The sequence below is a fragment of the Leucobacter sp. cx-42 genome (genome assembly GCF_014529985.1).
Classification (GTDB): Bacteria; Actinomycetota; Actinomycetes; order Actinomycetales; family Microbacteriaceae; genus Leucobacter.
In genome coordinates this window covers 241,228-255,511 of the sequence record NZ_JACVMU010000001.1, presented here as the reverse complement: position 1 = coordinate 255,511, position 14,284 = coordinate 241,228, and the positions used below count along the sequence as shown (strand labels likewise).

At 57.0% G+C, this 14,284-nt stretch carries 21 protein-coding genes; 17 read left to right on the top strand and 4 right to left on the bottom strand.

Going from position 1 to position 14,284, the window contains the following annotated elements; genetic code table 11:
* The first annotated feature begins 62 nt into the window (after nucleotides 1-62).
* The 5 genes from ICM05_RS01190 to ICM05_RS01170 all read left to right on the top strand — a co-directional run bounded on the left by ICM05_RS01190 (nucleotide 63) and on the right by ICM05_RS01170 (nucleotide 2,930).
* Nucleotides 63-290 (top strand): hypothetical protein, encoded by a 228-nt coding sequence (locus ICM05_RS01190; protein ID WP_188022732.1) that lies wholly within the window; start codon nucleotides 63-65, stop codon nucleotides 288-290.
* Between the two features lie 886 nt (nucleotides 291-1,176).
* Nucleotides 1,177-1,452: a hypothetical protein gene (locus tag ICM05_RS01185; RefSeq protein ID WP_188022731.1), complete on the top strand. Its 276-nt coding sequence runs from the start codon at nucleotides 1,177-1,179 to the stop codon at nucleotides 1,450-1,452.
* On the top strand, nucleotides 1,449-1,880 hold the full coding sequence (locus ICM05_RS01180) for a hypothetical protein (RefSeq protein WP_188022730.1): 432 nt from the start codon (nucleotides 1,449-1,451) through the stop codon (nucleotides 1,878-1,880). The genes ICM05_RS01185 and ICM05_RS01180 overlap by 4 nt, the downstream gene beginning before the upstream one ends.
* Entirely contained in the window at nucleotides 1,877-2,365 is a 489-nt protein-coding gene (locus ICM05_RS01175) for a single-stranded DNA-binding protein (protein ID WP_188022729.1), read from the top strand. The genes ICM05_RS01180 and ICM05_RS01175 overlap by 4 nt, the downstream gene beginning before the upstream one ends.
* Before the next feature lie 133 nt (nucleotides 2,366-2,498).
* Nucleotides 2,499-2,930, top strand: a complete 432-nt coding sequence (locus ICM05_RS01170) for an Hsp20/alpha crystallin family protein (RefSeq protein ID WP_188022728.1) — start codon at nucleotides 2,499-2,501, stop codon at nucleotides 2,928-2,930.
* Nucleotides 2,931-3,057: 127 nt separating this feature from the next.
* On the opposite strand, the gene ICM05_RS01165 is transcribed toward ICM05_RS01170, so the two are convergent.
* Nucleotides 3,058-3,663: a hypothetical protein gene (locus ICM05_RS01165; RefSeq protein ID WP_188022727.1), complete on the bottom strand. Its 606-nt coding sequence runs from the start codon at nucleotides 3,661-3,663 to the stop codon at nucleotides 3,058-3,060.
* A 204-nt stretch (nucleotides 3,664-3,867) separates the two neighbouring features.
* Between ICM05_RS01165 and ICM05_RS01160 the strand changes: the two genes are divergently transcribed.
* Nucleotides 3,868-4,059 (top strand): hypothetical protein, encoded by a 192-nt coding sequence (locus tag ICM05_RS01160; RefSeq protein ID WP_188022726.1) that lies wholly within the window; start codon nucleotides 3,868-3,870, stop codon nucleotides 4,057-4,059.
* Between the two features lie 38 nt (nucleotides 4,060-4,097).
* On the opposite strand, the gene ICM05_RS12645 is transcribed toward ICM05_RS01160, so the two are convergent.
* Complete coding sequence (locus ICM05_RS12645; protein WP_255498876.1) at nucleotides 4,098-4,220, bottom strand: hypothetical protein; 123 nt, start codon at nucleotides 4,218-4,220, stop codon at nucleotides 4,098-4,100.
* Between the two features lie 30 nt (nucleotides 4,221-4,250).
* On the opposite strand from ICM05_RS12645, the gene ICM05_RS01155 reads away from it, so the two are divergent.
* From ICM05_RS01155 to ICM05_RS01145, 3 genes are all read left to right on the top strand, one after another.
* Entirely contained in the window at nucleotides 4,251-4,751 is a 501-nt protein-coding gene (locus tag ICM05_RS01155; protein ID WP_188022725.1) for a hypothetical protein, read from the top strand.
* A 193-nt stretch (nucleotides 4,752-4,944) separates the two neighbouring features.
* Nucleotides 4,945-5,283 (top strand): hypothetical protein, encoded by a 339-nt coding sequence (locus ICM05_RS01150; RefSeq protein WP_188022724.1) that lies wholly within the window; start codon nucleotides 4,945-4,947, stop codon nucleotides 5,281-5,283.
* 138 nt (nucleotides 5,284-5,421) lie between these two features.
* Nucleotides 5,422-5,736 (top strand): hypothetical protein, encoded by a 315-nt coding sequence (locus ICM05_RS01145; RefSeq protein ID WP_188022723.1) that lies wholly within the window; start codon nucleotides 5,422-5,424, stop codon nucleotides 5,734-5,736.
* 5 nt (nucleotides 5,737-5,741) lie between these two features.
* Here the strand turns inward: ICM05_RS01145 and ICM05_RS01140 are convergent, their stop codons facing one another.
* The gene (locus ICM05_RS01140; protein WP_188022722.1) at nucleotides 5,742-5,930 is read right to left on the bottom strand and encodes a hypothetical protein; all 189 of its coding nucleotides are present in this window, start codon (nucleotides 5,928-5,930) and stop codon (nucleotides 5,742-5,744) included.
* Nucleotides 5,931-6,221: 291 nt separating this feature from the next.
* Between ICM05_RS01140 and ICM05_RS01135 the strand changes: the two genes are divergently transcribed.
* Complete coding sequence (locus tag ICM05_RS01135) at nucleotides 6,222-6,857, top strand: hypothetical protein (RefSeq protein ID WP_188022721.1); 636 nt, start codon at nucleotides 6,222-6,224, stop codon at nucleotides 6,855-6,857.
* A gap of 297 nt (nucleotides 6,858-7,154) precedes the next feature.
* Here ICM05_RS01135 and ICM05_RS01130 read toward each other — a convergent pair whose 3' ends face one another.
* Nucleotides 7,155-7,727 carry a hypothetical protein gene (locus ICM05_RS01130; protein ID WP_188022720.1) on the bottom strand — a complete coding sequence of 191 codons (573 nt, stop codon included), beginning with the start codon at nucleotides 7,725-7,727 and terminating at the stop codon, nucleotides 7,155-7,157.
* A gap of 504 nt (nucleotides 7,728-8,231) precedes the next feature.
* On the opposite strand from ICM05_RS01130, the gene ICM05_RS12640 reads away from it, so the two are divergent.
* The 7 genes from ICM05_RS12640 to ICM05_RS01100 all read left to right on the top strand — a co-directional run bounded on the left by ICM05_RS12640 (nucleotide 8,232) and on the right by ICM05_RS01100 (nucleotide 14,273).
* Nucleotides 8,232-8,366: a hypothetical protein gene (locus ICM05_RS12640; protein ID WP_255498874.1), complete on the top strand. Its 135-nt coding sequence runs from the start codon at nucleotides 8,232-8,234 to the stop codon at nucleotides 8,364-8,366.
* A complete protein-coding gene (locus tag ICM05_RS01125) occupies nucleotides 8,363-8,707 on the top strand; it encodes a hypothetical protein (RefSeq protein WP_188022719.1) in 345 nt (114 codons plus the stop codon). Before ICM05_RS12640 ends, ICM05_RS01125 begins: the two co-directional genes overlap by 4 nt.
* A gap of 24 nt (nucleotides 8,708-8,731) precedes the next feature.
* Nucleotides 8,732-9,094: a hypothetical protein gene (locus tag ICM05_RS01120; RefSeq protein WP_188022718.1), complete on the top strand. Its 363-nt coding sequence runs from the start codon at nucleotides 8,732-8,734 to the stop codon at nucleotides 9,092-9,094.
* 688 nt (nucleotides 9,095-9,782) lie between these two features.
* Nucleotides 9,783-10,001 carry a hypothetical protein gene (locus tag ICM05_RS01115; RefSeq protein ID WP_188022717.1) on the top strand — a complete coding sequence of 73 codons (219 nt, stop codon included), beginning with the start codon at nucleotides 9,783-9,785 and terminating at the stop codon, nucleotides 9,999-10,001.
* The gene (locus tag ICM05_RS01110; RefSeq protein WP_188022716.1) at nucleotides 9,940-11,484 is read left to right on the top strand and encodes a terminase large subunit domain-containing protein; all 1,545 of its coding nucleotides are present in this window, start codon (nucleotides 9,940-9,942) and stop codon (nucleotides 11,482-11,484) included. Before ICM05_RS01115 ends, ICM05_RS01110 begins: the two co-directional genes overlap by 62 nt.
* Nucleotides 11,481-13,058: a phage portal protein gene (locus ICM05_RS01105; RefSeq protein ID WP_188022715.1), complete on the top strand. Its 1,578-nt coding sequence runs from the start codon at nucleotides 11,481-11,483 to the stop codon at nucleotides 13,056-13,058. The genes ICM05_RS01110 and ICM05_RS01105 overlap by 4 nt, the downstream gene beginning before the upstream one ends.
* 21 nt (nucleotides 13,059-13,079) lie before the next feature.
* The gene (locus ICM05_RS01100; protein WP_188022714.1) at nucleotides 13,080-14,273 is read left to right on the top strand and encodes a hypothetical protein; all 1,194 of its coding nucleotides are present in this window, start codon (nucleotides 13,080-13,082) and stop codon (nucleotides 14,271-14,273) included.
* Nucleotides 14,274-14,284: the final 11 nt, after the last annotated feature.

Sequence of the window (14,284 nt, the reverse complement as noted above, 5' to 3'; positions counted from 1 at the left end):
GTGGTCTGCACTTTCACGAACGTGGCCGGTCGTGGTCGATTCATCACCGTTCACCGCGCGGCATGGGCGGCACACGCCTCTCCTGGGTAGGTAAGCCCGCGAATGGTGTGGTGTTGTGCGGATCCGGTACGACCGGGTGCCACGGCAAAGTTGAGTCAGACCGGGCAACAGCGTACGAGAACGGGTGGCTTGTTCGACGTAACGGGCTGATGTACCCGATCGATGTGCCATTCCTGTACCAGGGCGACCTTGTACTACTCGACGACGAAGGCGGGATCACTCGTGTCTAGCTGCCGTTGCCGGACTCGTGCTGGCATTCAGAAGCAGCGTTTCAAGTCTCGCAAGGCCGCGTTCAATCATGCGTTACGCACTGGGCGCGGCCTTGCCCGTACTTACAAGTGCCCAGTGACTGGCTGCTGGCACATCACAACAGGAAGGAGGTAGAAGGGTGGCTTGGTTCAAAGTCGATGACAAGTTGCATGCGTCAAGGAAGCTGCTCAAGATCCCACGCAGGCATCGGCTTGCTGCCCTCGGTCTGTGGACTCTAGCGGGTTCATGGTGCGCTGATCAGGAGACGGATGGTGTCGTTCCTGACTACATGATCGAGGAATGGGGTGGTACTAGCTTGCTCGTGAAACAGCTTGTTGCGGTCGGATTGTGGGTGCAACTCGATCACAACTCGAATGCAACTGGGTCACAACTTGAATGCAACTCAGGTGCAACTCAATCGCAACTCGATTACAACTGGCAGTTCCACAATTGGGGCGAGTACCAGCCGACGAAGGCTCAATTGCAAGCGGATCGGAAGAAGAACGCGGAGAAGCTTAGGAAGTGGAGGGATCGTAACCGTGACGTAACCGAGGGTGTAACCGGGTTACAAAACGGTTCGAACCATGAGCGTAACGGTGCCCCCGACCCGGCCCGTCCCGACCCGGCCCGTCCCCCCTCAATATCTAACGACATTGAGGGGGGAGAGGCTGCGCCCCCTTCCAAGAATTGTCGAAAACATCCCTCATGGGTTCACGACGAGAACTGCCACATCTGCGGTGCTGACCGCAAAGACTTCGAAGCGTGGGAGGCGGCTGAGGCTGCACGCCCAAAGCCTGCCCGTGAGCATGTTCACCGGTGGATCCTTGGCGCGTGCAACACGTGTGAAGCAAGAGAGGAGGACGCAGCATGAACGACGAAGAAGCCATGGAGCACCTCGCTGCTGTTGAAGAGCTCGTGCGAGCTGTCGCTGACCGAGACCGGCTCGTGATTGATGCTTGCCTGTCCCATACGGCGGCATCAACGCTCGCGGTGTTGTGCGCCGAGTTGCTGCATCGTGAACGCGCGAACCTTGCCGACGCGGAAAAGGTGCTGTGGCAGACGCGGGGAGTGGAACCCGCTGGACTGTCGAAAGCGCGGGCGTGGGAGATTGCGCAAGCCTCGGTGGAACGGCGGGCAGCATGAGGATCCACGAGATCACGTTTGATTGGCCAAAGCTGCCACTCTCGCTGAACTACCGGCTGCACCGCATGGTGGAGTCGAACGAGACGAAGCGGATCCGCAAAGCCGCTGAGGCTTGGGCGCGCACGCTACCCAGCATGGAACGGTGCGTGGTCGAACTCGAATGGTTCGTGAACACACGCCATCGACGTGACGATGAGAACCCGGTCGCGACGTTGAAGCCGTTCTGTGACGGCCTCGTGGACGGCGGACTCGTGCCTGATGACACGGCGGAGTTTATGGTGAAGCTGATGCCACGCCCCACATACCGACCCAAAAAGGAAGGTGCTGGGTGCGTGGTGTTCCGTGTCACTGAGATACCGCCCGCGTTCCGGCCTGACACCGTGCAGGCCATTTTTGACCGACTCAAACAGGAAGAAGAAAACGAATGAGCAAAGCAAACTTTGTGATCGAAGGGTTCGCTGCAGAACCGAAGCAGCGAGTCTCGCAGTCAGGGAAGCAGATGCTCGACATCTCAGTCGCGCATTCGCCACGAAAGTTCAACAAGCAGACGAACCAGTGGGAAGACGTGACCGACCGTGAGGGAAACAAAGTCACGCTGTGGGCGCGCGCCACGTTCTTCGACGACATGGCAGCGTTCCTCGCAACCCAAGTCACGAAGGGAACACTGGTGCGTTTGGAAGGCGAACCACGCTTGAACGTGTACGAGGACGGCGGCGGACGCCCTGCCGCAAACATTGAGATCCAGTTCGCATCACTCGCGGTCGTGCCTTTGAAGCCGCGCCAGGACGCAGGCCACGGCGGGTTTAGCGCTGGATCAGGTGCCGGAATGAATGGTTGGGTGCAACCAGGCGTAAACGGCGCTCAAAACGGATTCCAGGACAGCGGCGGATTTGACGATCAGCAGCCGTTTTAGGGGTGAATTAGACGCTGGAAATTTAAGCAATTTTTCAGCCATCTTTATTAGCACTCTCAGGTGCAGAGTGCTAATCTGAACTCACTTGAGTCACCGAAGCTCAAGTTTCATATCGGAAGGAGATTGATTCATTATGTCCATGTCTTTTGATCCTTTTGCCGAGATGGAACGCATCGCCAACGGCATGCTCCAGCGCTCCTCAACCCGCGTAATGCCGGTTGACCTATACCGAGACAGCAACCGGTACGTGCTCAACGCCGATCTGCCCGGTATGGATCCAGGCTCCATCGATGTTGATGTAGACGGTCAGGTGCTCACAATCCGAGCGAACCGAACCACAGCGAATGTCGATGGCGTCAAATGGCTCTCCCAAGAGCGGCCATCCGGTGGCTACGTGCGCCAGTTCAGTATCGGCGAAGGGGTTGACTCCAGCGCGATCTCTGCCTCTTACGACAATGGCGTACTCAGCCTCATCATTCCAATGAGTGAGAAGGCGAAGCCCCGCAAGATCGAGGTCCAATCAAATGCGAAAGCTGATGCCGGACGAAAGGAGCTTGTATCTTAAGTAACCATTCGAATCCATATCGAACGCTCTCCTAAGGCAGTAAAGGTGGGGTCCCTGCTCGGGGCCCCACCTTTGTTTTAGCCAGTCAAGCAGAAGTAAACCGCTCTTTACTGACTGTCAACCCCGCTCAATTAGGCGGGGTTTTCTTATACCCAGAGGGGCTGGCCTTGCGATCAGCCCCTCTTAACTTGAAGCGAACAGACTTCGAACGTGACCACACAAGCGGATTGAAAAGCTTCCAACCGAATTTGTCGTAGTAGGGCCAACTTCTCTTTGGGTAGGACTTCCAACGGCACGGGCTACGAGGCGCGTAGTACGTCACTTCATACCCACGCGTCAAGCGGAATTTCTCGTGCTCATCGCCAAAGTTTGCAGGGAATGGGAACAGTGCTCCTTCGCCCGCAGCAAGCGTCATTGGAAGAGTGAAACCGCCAGCTGGTTCTACTACTGTCCCGACCTTGCCAGATGGGTTTCTGACGGATATCCCCTCTGCACGTATTCCGACATGAGTGACTAGTGTTCCTTTTCGCCCAACGTTGTATAGAGCCAAAACGTCACCGACATACACATCCTTTCCGTGGCGTGGCTCGAACCGGCGTTGCACGGTAAGCACAATCTTTGGCCTTGCTGAAACCGTGTAGAGCAGCGCGGACAGAGATACGACGAGCAGCCCGATGCTGACGAGAACTGCCTCTGACAGTTCGATCTCAACTTCGCCAATTGTGAAATCCATTCCCGAACTCTATCCAAGATTGGAGGTTGCTTTGGCGACCCTAGAAAGTTTCAGTCAGTCTCCAAATCGCAGTGAGTATCGGCCGCATGACCTGTCTCGCGAGTTTGAACGTCAGGCCGAGCTGATTGGTCCCGCTGACGAGCTCGCGGCGATGATCCCTCCTGTGTGCGCGGCATGCGGGCAAACAATTGAAAGGAAGAATCCATGACGAATGAAGAACTGATCTCGCGGGCTCGGAGAGTAGTCGAAATGGATGACTTGGAGCGGAACCGGTACGGGAAAGCGATGGCACCAGCTCAGAGTCATGCGCATTTGTTGTTGGTGCAGCTTGCGGACGCGCTAGAAGCCTTAACCGTGGCTGCTGGCGCCGCACCAGCAAAACCCAAAGACCTGTAAATGATGCACTTCTGGCTGGTGGAACCGGTAGGTGAGCCCTACTGGCTCCTGTACTTCGCAGCGTTCTTCGCGCGCACTCGACGACCAATGATGTCACCTGCAAGCCACATGACTGCACCAGCAACAAGAACAATGCCACCAATCCCAAACATCATTTCCATACGAAACACGGTAACAGGAGAACAAGAGCAATGACCGAATATCCAACACCTGAACAGGTAGAAGCCGCCGCGGAGATTATTTGGAGATGCGGTCGATGGCTGCGGCAACCCTGGGAACAGGTTCCTGAACCTGAGAAGCATCGGCAGCGGGCAGTAGCTCAAGCCGCTCTCGTGGCTGCTGCTGGTGTCGCACCACAAGCTTCGAGTGACCATGCAGCGCTTGCCAGCGAGGTCTTGAAGCTGGCAATAAAGCGTCGCAGCAAGGGTGACCAGTACGCCCGGTATCCAGAATACGTCTGCTTCTCGGATCGCTACTACGCAGAAGCTGAGGTCATGCGCCAGGCATCGGTAGCTCTCGCCGCCCCGGTGCAGGTGGATGAAGCGAAGCTCGCAGAGCTCATTGCGAAGGCAAGCATGAAATACAACCTGAGTGACCGGAGCGGTGAGAGTCACGCCTGCGGAGCACCGGACTATCGAAGTGCTTACATCGCCCACGATGTCGCTGAGTGGCTGCGAGGTGGCGCGCAGTGAGTCCGTTACCAAACACCCCGAGACGAGCTTGCGAACAATGCAAGCGGCGCATGGAACCGCGCAAGAGCGAGTCCAAGTACGGCTATCAGCGCCGCCGGTTCTGTGGCGACCGATGCGCTGACACTTGGACACGCAACAACCGTGGCGGCGAGATTTCAAAGCTCGGACGCCTCATGTGGAAAGGAGTAAGCCGATGACTGAGATTGATGTTGCCAAGCTGCGACCGCTGCTCGCAAACAGCTGCGACGAGCAAGCTCACGCCACCATGAACCGAAATCTCAACCGAGTGGTTGAGATCAACGTAAGGCTGGTCAACGACTTAGTGGCTGTGCGAGACGAGCGCGACGAAACTATCGCGTGTGCTGAGCGTGCTGAGGCAGCGATAGAACGAGTACGGGCGCTGCACAAGCCGGTGATGAAGCACTTCATTGCGTGGTGCCCTACTTGCAATGTGATCGTCGAAAGCGAGGAATGCCAGACCGTGCTTGCGCTCGCTGCTCTCGATACAAGTAAGGAGAAGAACGATGAGTGAGCCACAGCAAATTCAGCAAATCGCGATCCACGAGTTCAACAGCCAAGCGCCAGTGCTGCACCCGTGCCAGTACGGCAATCACCGGTGGGCTTGGCTCAACGCTGGCGGTCAGGCATGTGGGATTTGCGGGGTGCCGCGATGACTGTTGATATTCGAGCCGCAGCGGAAGCAGAGAGCGACCGCCGCTACGCAGAGACGCCATTCGCGCCCGAGAACGAGCTGATCGCAGACGCGTTTGTCGCCGGTGCCGTGTGGGCGCAAGCACAGCTCACACCCACACGAGAACAGATCGCAGAAGTGCTTTCACAGAGCCGCCAAGAGAAGTACCAGCCCGGCGACCGGCTGCGCGTATCAAGTCACGATCTCCAGGCAGCCGACGCGGTACTGGGGTTACTGCAGGATCTCATGGAGGGGTGGTTCGGCGTTCCAGATAGGACTAAAGGTGCGCCGTAAATGGCTCAGCCTTGATTCTGGGTGTCGAGCTGGCTCACTAACGAGTCGACTGCTGCTGCTAGAAATTGGATCGCATCATGGAGTTGCTTCGACTCATCGCTTTCATGATATTTGTTCCCCTTGAGGTGTCGGTAACGCTTGAGGTGGTTCTGCACCTCAACCAAGCTTGCTGCGGACTGGGTGGTGTCGATCAAGTTCAATCTGTCTCCTTGACAGGGGCGGCTCAGGATAGGCGGTGCCGCCGAAACAAAAGTGCGTATCCTATCACCAAGTATATCACGTTCGCAAGTTGTAAATTTTGCCCCGCCGCGTGCGGGGTTTTTCTATACCTACAGGAAGGGGAAACCCAATGCGGGAGACCGTTATTCGATGCGGAGGCGGGTGCGGGAGTGAACTCGTAACCACAGACCCGGTAAACCACCGCGCAGCCTATTTGTGTCCCAGATGCCTGGCAGCTGAGACGGGACGACCCACGAAAGGGGAACATGGAAACCACTGAACGAGCTGTAACCCGGCTCACAACAACACACACCGAGTACGAGGGTGGCCGAGCGGTAGAACGCGCACCACTGCTCTTCGAACTCTCCGAGTGCGCTTCAGCACAAGACGGACGGGGGAGCGGATCTGGTGGTGCCGGCATCCCAATCAACCTTGCCGTGATCGCATTGCAGGATCGCATTAGCGGGAAGCTGAAGCAGATGCGTGAAGCACTCAACCTGCCTCCACGCGCTGGCGTACTCGAAAGTACTGCCGAGGTGTGGGCGTGCGCGAAAGTGGAACGATCGGGTGGACGCATCGACGACCACGCGTGGGAACGCTTCGAAGCAGAGTTCCCTGACTGGGTTCGACGCATCACAGAAGAAGTGAGCCCGCCAGCCTCCACCGAGATCATCACCCCATGCCCAGAGTGCGGCGAGACGCGCGCATTCCTGCGAGGCGACACAGTAACCGCTGTGGTCGTGAAATGGTACCCGGACGAACTCGACCGAGCACCAGTAGCGAAGTGCCGTTTCTGCGATCACCAATGGGTTGGATGGGGTGCCATGAAATTCAACCTTGGTGCGGTGAATGAGGACGTGCTTTCGACACTCGGAATCGACGTAAATGCGTTCGTCGCGTAAAAGTCTGCTACGGTAGTAGCAGTTCGGACGATTGTGTCCAAAATCAGCCACTCTCTTGCAGGGTGGCTTTCGTGGTTCTAGGGGCGGCTCTGCATGTTCGGCAGACCGCCCCTAGTCATGTCTTCCGCGATGCTTCATGCTTTGTTCGGATCGGTCAGTCGTGCCGAAGGAAGAAAACGACACTCTCGCGGTGGATCGGAGAGACGTGGTGCGTTCGAAAGTCGTTGCGCGCAAACGAACGCACCACGCACCGCAGAAAAAGCTGGCAAACACCGAGGCCAAAAGGCGCCCAAGTGCTTACTGAGCGCCGAGGATCATCTTTGCTACTTCCAGCGCTGCGGCGCCATCAAGCTCTGGAAGGTTTTCCCACCTGCCCCCAGAAACTGTGACCTCAACACCTGGAACCCAGATAGTCGTGCCAATGACAGCTGACAAACCAATGTCGACAGTCATCGAGTAGGCCTGTCCGCCGTTCTCCTTGACCCAATCGTCACTGATGGCCTCGTAGCCGCCCATATTCTCAAGTGGGCTGTAATCGGGCCGCTCGGTAACCTTCGACAGGTTTACCTCGATGGAGCGTGCATTTTCTGGAGTGACTTCCTCAGGCGGAGTGTTCCAGCCGCATTGAACAGCATCTTCTGAAACGTTGTTCCAATCGTATGGAACGAACCCTTCGGTCCACGTCTCAACGAAAGGCTTAATGTCGTCGCATGACTTGATGTCAGCGAATGAGAATTCATCAGAAGAGTTGTCCTGGTTTGCTGAAGTCTGTTCTTCAGCTACTGAAGTTTCCTTGGCGTCAGTGGCGGAGCAGCCTGTCAGAAGGAGTCCAAACGTGCTAGCTGCAACAAGTATTGAAAATTTTCTCATGGCACAAGCATAGGATGCGGCATGCTGAACCCCAACTGCCTTGTGAACAAATCCAGTCGAACACCGAGACATAAACTTCCCGGCCATCGCGTCGGATCATTCTTCCCTGTGTCTGCATCATCACCAACATCAACGCCACAAGGCAATGTCGGTGGCACAATTCACACACTGGATGCCAGGCACAGGGAACCCCACCACCACGGAGGCGCACGCTATGGGCTGGAAGCACCAATGCACCTGTCCAGGCAACTTCCGAATCTGGCTCCGACAAGCACGCTCAGGCGCGATCTGGTCTTGTCGTTGCGGATCCTTCTGGGAGCTCCGCCGACGATCACTCATCCCGGGACACTCGCACTGGGAATGGACGCTCATTCACGATGAACCAGAGGATCCGCAACCAGAAGGCGCACACGCGCAGGTTGAACTATCTCACCCGGACACCGTGCGCGATGACAGCGAACGACGCTTGCCAGACATCCAGCTTGGATTTCAGAGGGAGCCATGATGAGCCGTGACACCTACGACCTCGACTACATCTGCGGAGACTGCGGACGCGACGACCACACCAGCCTCAGCGCAATGATGCACTGCAACTGTGACAGGTACGACCGCAACGGATACGAGAAGGAGACCGCATGAATAAGTATGCAGCGCGAGGCTTGGCTGAATCAGCGGAGTCTGGTCGAAAGATCCTTGTCATCACAGAGCGTGCAGCGACGATCCCATACGCGTTAAATCTTCTCTGCGACTACGACCGCAACATCAAAGCGGTAACCAGCACCAACGGGATGCAGAGCATCTCGTACCACTCCGGCGGGCGCATAGAGTTCCGGTCTTACGGCTCGAGCGGCCATCGTGGGGTGAGTGCTGACACGGTATTTCTTGATGCTGGCGTTGACCGCTTGGTGAGCGCATTAGACCTGCAAAGCCTGCGCAGCTGCGTGGCTGCCAGCCCCACAGGTGAAGTGATCCGGGCGTAAGCGTTTAGAACAGGATGGCCGACAATGTTTATCAAACCATCAACACATGCCGCTCGAAAGGGCACTAACGCAAGAGTGCTCGTGGAAACAAGCAGCTCTGTCCGACTCATGCCACATCCCGAAAACGATGATCCGTTTTTTGAAGAGGCGGCACTTCTCGCGCTCACAGAAGCAAATGAAAATGGGTTTCGGTCTGTGAGCTTTGACACCGTGCGTGAGCGCATTCGCTTCGAAGAAGCAGACTCAATCGAACTCATCGCGTTCAGTGGTGATGTGATCAGCAACATCCCTAGAACAGCGAGCATCGTGTACGCGTACGAGTGGACGTTCGATGTACACGAACCAACACAGCAGGGGATGCAGCATGAAGATCCCGCTCAACAGTAACGGGCACCGCCGACGGGAACTCCGCTCACGAGTACTGGCAGAAGAAACCCACTGCGCACTGTGTGACAAGCCCGTCGACAAGACACTCAAGTACACGCCAGGACAACACGGACCCAAGTGCTCACGCACCGACTGCCAAGGCTGCAGCCCACACCCGATGAGCCCAGAAGTCGATGAAGACATCCCACGCTCACGAGGCGGATCCCCATACCAACGAAGCAACTGCCGACTCATGCACCGCAAATGCAACAACTGGAAAGACCGCATGACCATCGCAGAAGCACGAGCCAAACTCCACGGCACCACACAAGCCCCGGCACCAAGGCCGCGACCACTCGGAAACTACTAACCCGGTACCCACCCCCTCCCACCCCCGGCACGGTTCACCCCCGGCATAGTGCCTAAATCTCCCCACATTTTTCCACACGAGCCGGACACCAAAACACTGTGCATCCTTTGAGGGAGTAAGGCGAGACGGGGATTGTATCTGCCTGTGTGAAAGCCCAGGGAGGTGACTGTTCTGTCGAAGATCACATGCCGAAAGTGTGGCAACCGATTCGAAGGTGATCGTCGCCGCAAGTACTGCAATTCCTGCCGGCAGCCACAGAAGCCGGTCGCCGTTGAAGCGCCGGCCTCCGCGCCGGTTGAACCTGCCCAAGAGTTTGGCCCGCGAAAACTCTCACTGAACATGGCGTACGAGATTGGTACTCCACTCGAACAGAGCCTCGCGCTGCGAACTCATCTTGTCGAGCTGATGGGAGATGCGAGCCCTCGTGACGCTGCAGCGCTCTCGCGGCAGATCCGCGATGTAAGCGCTGAGATCGTCGCTCTAGAGGCGAAGGAGCGTGAGGAAGCTGAAGACGCAGCAAACACGCCAGACGAAGCCTGGAACGAAGAAGCTATCTGAGATCGCCAAGCACTTGGTGCTGCCTGATGGCATCGTGACGACCGGCTGGCCTGCGGTGCGCGACCAGTGCGCAAAAATGGGTGTCTTCCATGATGAATGGCAAGCCGGACTCGGGCGAGCAATGCTCGCAAAGACCAGCGACGGAACCTACGCCGCCGGCATCGGCGGAGTAATCATCTCGATCTGTCGACAAGTAGGCAAGACCTTCACCATCGGCTCAATCATCTTCGCGCTGTGCATCATCTTCCCAAACCTCACCGTGCTCTGGACCGCGCACCACTCACGCACTTCAGATGAAACCTTCGAATCACTACAGTCCTTCGCAAAGAAACTGAAAGTCGCGCCACACATCGCGGCTATCCGACGCGCAAACGGACAACAACAGATCGTGTTCACCAACGGTTCACGCATCATGTTCGGCGCCCGCGAGAACGGATTCGGACGAGGCTTCGCAGATGTCGACATGGTCGTCATGGATGAGGCACAGATCCTCACCAACAAAGCACTCGAAGACATGGTGCCAGCAACCAGCGCCGCAAAGAACCCGCTCATCATCCTGATGGGCACCCCGCCAAGGCCAGTCGACCCCGGCGAAGCGTTCCGCACACGACGCAACGAAGCCCTCAACATCAAGAAACAGCGCCTCAGCAACGAGCCCATCGAATCCGACATGCTCTACATCGAGATGGGCGCCGACCCAGACGCAAAACTCGATGACTGGACACAGATCGCAAAAGCAAACCCGTCATTCCCACACCGCGTATCGAAGAAATCGATCCTGCGAGTGAAGAAAAACCTTGCCGACGACGACTCTTACCGTCGAGAAGGACTCGGCATATGGGACGACGACCGGGACCTCGCACGAGCCATTCCAGAAGCGCTCTGGGCGAAGACCGCTACAGACACCGCCCTCGCAGGGGCACCAACGTACGGAATCGCATTCTCCGCAAACGGCATGCGAATGGCTCTCGGTGCAGCAATTATTGACGGCGATGACGCGTTCGCGGAACTGCTTGACGCGGATGAGGGTGCGCTTGATGACGGCATGCAGGCGCTCGCTAAGTGGTTTGCGGAGACAGATAACAACGGTATTGCCAGGTGGCGTCGGTCTCGCGGCATCGTGGTTTCTGGCAGTTCGCACACGCCAACATTCGTGGAGATGTTGCGGCGGCAGAAAGTGTCTCCGAAATGGATCATCACACCGAACACGCCTCAGGTGCTTGCCGCTGCGCAGATGCTCGACAACGAACTCAAAGCCGAAACTGTCACTCACCCAGAGAAAGATCAGGAACGGCTTGACGCGTCTGCGGAGATCGTGAAGAAAGCACCTCGAGGCAAGGACGGCGCTTGGGCATGGGATTCAAGCACTTCTGATGGTGATGAGACACCGATTGAAGCAATCAGTTTCGCGCTCTATGGAGCAAGAACAAGCAAGCTGTCTGGCGCGGTGCCGGCGGCGAAGAAGGGAGGGACGATTCTGTGACTACTTCATGGATGCCTTCTATCGATGTTGGCGCTGACACGAATCTTCTGCGCACGCTGCTAGCGACGTGGAAGAAGCGACAACGCATGAACATGCGACGTTCGCTTTACTATGACGGTGAAGCAGCTCTTAAAGACTTCGGGATCTCGCTGCCACCTCAGATGCGCAACGTCTCAGCGGCTCTTGGATGGATCGGTAAGGGGACACGCGCCCTCACAAACCGCTCTGAGTTCGCAGGCTTCGTGACGACATCAGGATCTAGCGATCCACTCGACATCGGTCAACTGATGTGGGACAACCAGTTTCAGACAGAGTTCCCAGCATCGTGCATCTCGTCAGCGATGCACGGCTGCAGCTTCATCACAGTTACAAACGGCGACCTCGACGCTGGTGAACCAGACGTTCTGATGACGATGCGCAGCGCAGAAAGCTCAGCGGCGATCTGGGACAACCGCCGCCGAGCGGTTGGCGGTTTCTTGTCAATCATCGCCACCGGCGAAGACCGAAACCCCACTTCAATGGTGCTGTACACGGCAGAGCACGTTCGAGTCATCGAGCGAACTGCTGGCGCGTGGAAGAGCTATGCGATCCCTCACCATATGGGTGAGGTTCCTGCGTATCAACTTGTCCATAACTATGAACTTCGACGGCCGCTTGGAAAGTCGCGGATCTCACGAGCCGCAATGTACTTCTCTGATGCAGCACTTCGAACGATCGTGCGCTCTGAGGTGTCAGCGGAGTTTTACAGTGCACCAGAGTACTGGCTGTTTGGTTCAGCGGTTGAGAGCTTCATCGGCGATAACAAGTGGTCGGCGATCATGGGGCGCATTAAAGCAAAAGACATTGACACCGTTGCTGACGAGAAACCGCCAGAGCTTCAACGTTTCACTGGTGCCTCGCCTCAGCCGCATACTGATCAGTTGCGGATGTGGGCTGCCCAGTTCGCCGATGAGATGGACTTGGACGTACGGTTTGCTGACGCAGCGAACCCGTCATCAGCTGAGGCGATCTTTGCGGCCAAGGAGTCACTCATCACCGACACCAAGACCGCGAATCGCAGTTGGGGTTTTGGCGCAGTGCGAGCAATGAACGCTGCTATCCGTCTTCGAGATGGGCGTGATGTCGATAGCGACGAGATGCGCTCTCTACGCGCGCAGTTCACTGACCCAGTACTTGTGTCGCCAAGCGCGCGAGCAGACGCGTTCTCTAAGTTCGCAGCAAATATCCCGGGCTTTGCTGAGTCCGAGGTTGGGCTGGAATATGGCGGCCTGAGTCCCGAACAGATCTTGCGATTCCAGGCAGAACAGTCACGAGCACGTGGCGCCAACGTTCTTGACCGTGCATTGGAGCTCAACGCGCAAACTGGCGATGAAACGAATGTTGTGTTCCTGAATGAAGCAGACGAAGCAAGAGCCAAGAAAGCAAAGTTCGACGCGCTTGGCGTTGCAATTCGAGCTGGTGTTGATCCTGAGAACGCGGCTGAACAAGTAGGACTTACGGGCCTCAAATTCACTGGTGCTACGCCGGTCGCGTTGCGTCTTCCCAAAGAGGATGCAGCAGCGTTCGAACAGTAGCCATCGAGAAGGGGTGAGCTTGTGGACCACATCAGCAAGCTCACCCGCTCTCAGCAGCGTATTGCTCATCTCGCGAAAGCTGCACTTGACGATCTGTGGCGAAAGTATTCGACGCTTCCGCCACAACAGTTCCAAGATCTTCTGCTCGAGCTGTTGCCAGCTCTCGTCGACGACTACGGAAAAGCTGCTGGCTCAGCTGCCGCACAGTGGTACGAAGAGACCAGAGCCGCAGTGTTGAATAGTGAGTTTCGTTCTCGCACACAGACTGCGAACCTAGATGCGGTGCGTGGATCTGTCCGCTGGGCTGGCGGAGATCTCTTCGGGAAACGACGAGACCTCAATCTTGCACATGACAAGATGAGCGCAATCGTGCAACGGCATGTCCGTGGTGCTGGGCGGGATACGGTTCTCGACAGCATCAAGCGGGACCCGGCCAAACCACGCTGGGCCCGTCGAATGCAGGGTCGAGAAACGTGCGGCTGGTGTCGTATGCTCGCGTCGCGCGGCTTCATCTACAAGACAGAAGAAACCGCCGGAACAGCGCACGCCTGGGGCCATGACCGTTGCGACTGTGAAGCCGTGCCGGACTTCTCATTCACCGAAGAACAGTTCACCGCACAAAACGTGGAGGTCGACCATCTGTACAACCAGTACCTAGATGTACGTTCTCGGATCGACTCACTCGCGCCCACAGATGCCGAGATCGTTGCCGAGTGGGATCGATCGATGGTGAATTACCGCGAAGTTCGTAAACAGCTCTCGAAAGAACGAAACGGCGCAACCTTGGACGGGACGCTGCAGCAACGAGACTGGGATCGGCGTCGACTTGAAGTGCTTACTCGACTCGAACGTGAGTTCCCCGATGGGTACATCGGCACCAGGCGCTTGCCTCCAAGAAATCCAGCTCAGGCCCCTGCAGGCTGGCCTTCAGATCTTCCGATGCTCCGTGCGAAGGAGTGGAACCACGCTCTGTACGGCGAAAACCTGGCAGGTGGCCATCTGTATGGCTACGGCTGGATTAACGACCGCCCAGAGTTTGATGCGACGCACACGCTGGAATGGCTTGTAGCCGCGGCTGCGAAGGTGACGCGAGACGGCATGCCAGTTCAAGGAAGCAAGCGGCTCGAAGGCGTCGTTGATGGTGTCACGGTGCACGTCTCGGTCGCTGTGAGGCGAGGCGTTGCTCGCGTAACCAGTATCTTCCCGAAGACGTAGGAGCGGCGTAT

Excerpts from the sequence above, each read along its gene's own strand:
- ICM05_RS01190 (WP_188022732.1), top strand. The coding sequence starts at position 63 with ATGGGCGGCACACGCCTCTCCTGGGTAGGTAAGCCCGCGAATGGTGTG.
- ICM05_RS01185 (WP_188022731.1), top strand. The coding sequence starts at position 1,177 with ATGAACGACGAAGAAGCCATGGAGCACCTCGCTGCTGTTGAAGAGCTC.
- ICM05_RS01180 (WP_188022730.1), top strand. The coding sequence starts at position 1,449 with ATGAGGATCCACGAGATCACGTTTGATTGGCCAAAGCTGCCACTCTCG.
- ICM05_RS01175 (WP_188022729.1), top strand. The coding sequence starts at position 1,877 with ATGAGCAAAGCAAACTTTGTGATCGAAGGGTTCGCTGCAGAACCGAAG.
- ICM05_RS01170 (WP_188022728.1), top strand. The coding sequence starts at position 2,499 with ATGTCCATGTCTTTTGATCCTTTTGCCGAGATGGAACGCATCGCCAAC.
- ICM05_RS01165 (WP_188022727.1), bottom strand. The coding sequence starts at position 3,663 with ATGGATTTCACAATTGGCGAAGTTGAGATCGAACTGTCAGAGGCAGTT.
- ICM05_RS01160 (WP_188022726.1), top strand. The coding sequence starts at position 3,868 with ATGACGAATGAAGAACTGATCTCGCGGGCTCGGAGAGTAGTCGAAATG.
- ICM05_RS12645 (WP_255498876.1), bottom strand. The coding sequence starts at position 4,220 with ATGGAAATGATGTTTGGGATTGGTGGCATTGTTCTTGTTGCTGGTGCA.
- ICM05_RS01155 (WP_188022725.1), top strand. The coding sequence starts at position 4,251 with ATGACCGAATATCCAACACCTGAACAGGTAGAAGCCGCCGCGGAGATT.
- ICM05_RS01150 (WP_188022724.1), top strand. The coding sequence starts at position 4,945 with ATGACTGAGATTGATGTTGCCAAGCTGCGACCGCTGCTCGCAAACAGC.
- ICM05_RS01145 (WP_188022723.1), top strand. The coding sequence starts at position 5,422 with ATGACTGTTGATATTCGAGCCGCAGCGGAAGCAGAGAGCGACCGCCGC.
- ICM05_RS01135 (WP_188022721.1), top strand. The coding sequence starts at position 6,222 with ATGGAAACCACTGAACGAGCTGTAACCCGGCTCACAACAACACACACC.
- ICM05_RS01130 (WP_188022720.1), bottom strand. The coding sequence starts at position 7,727 with ATGAGAAAATTTTCAATACTTGTTGCAGCTAGCACGTTTGGACTCCTT.
- ICM05_RS12640 (WP_255498874.1), top strand. The coding sequence starts at position 8,232 with ATGAGCCGTGACACCTACGACCTCGACTACATCTGCGGAGACTGCGGA.
- ICM05_RS01125 (WP_188022719.1), top strand. The coding sequence starts at position 8,363 with ATGAATAAGTATGCAGCGCGAGGCTTGGCTGAATCAGCGGAGTCTGGT.
- ICM05_RS01120 (WP_188022718.1), top strand. The coding sequence starts at position 8,732 with ATGTTTATCAAACCATCAACACATGCCGCTCGAAAGGGCACTAACGCA.
- ICM05_RS01115 (WP_188022717.1), top strand. The coding sequence starts at position 9,783 with ATGGCGTACGAGATTGGTACTCCACTCGAACAGAGCCTCGCGCTGCGA.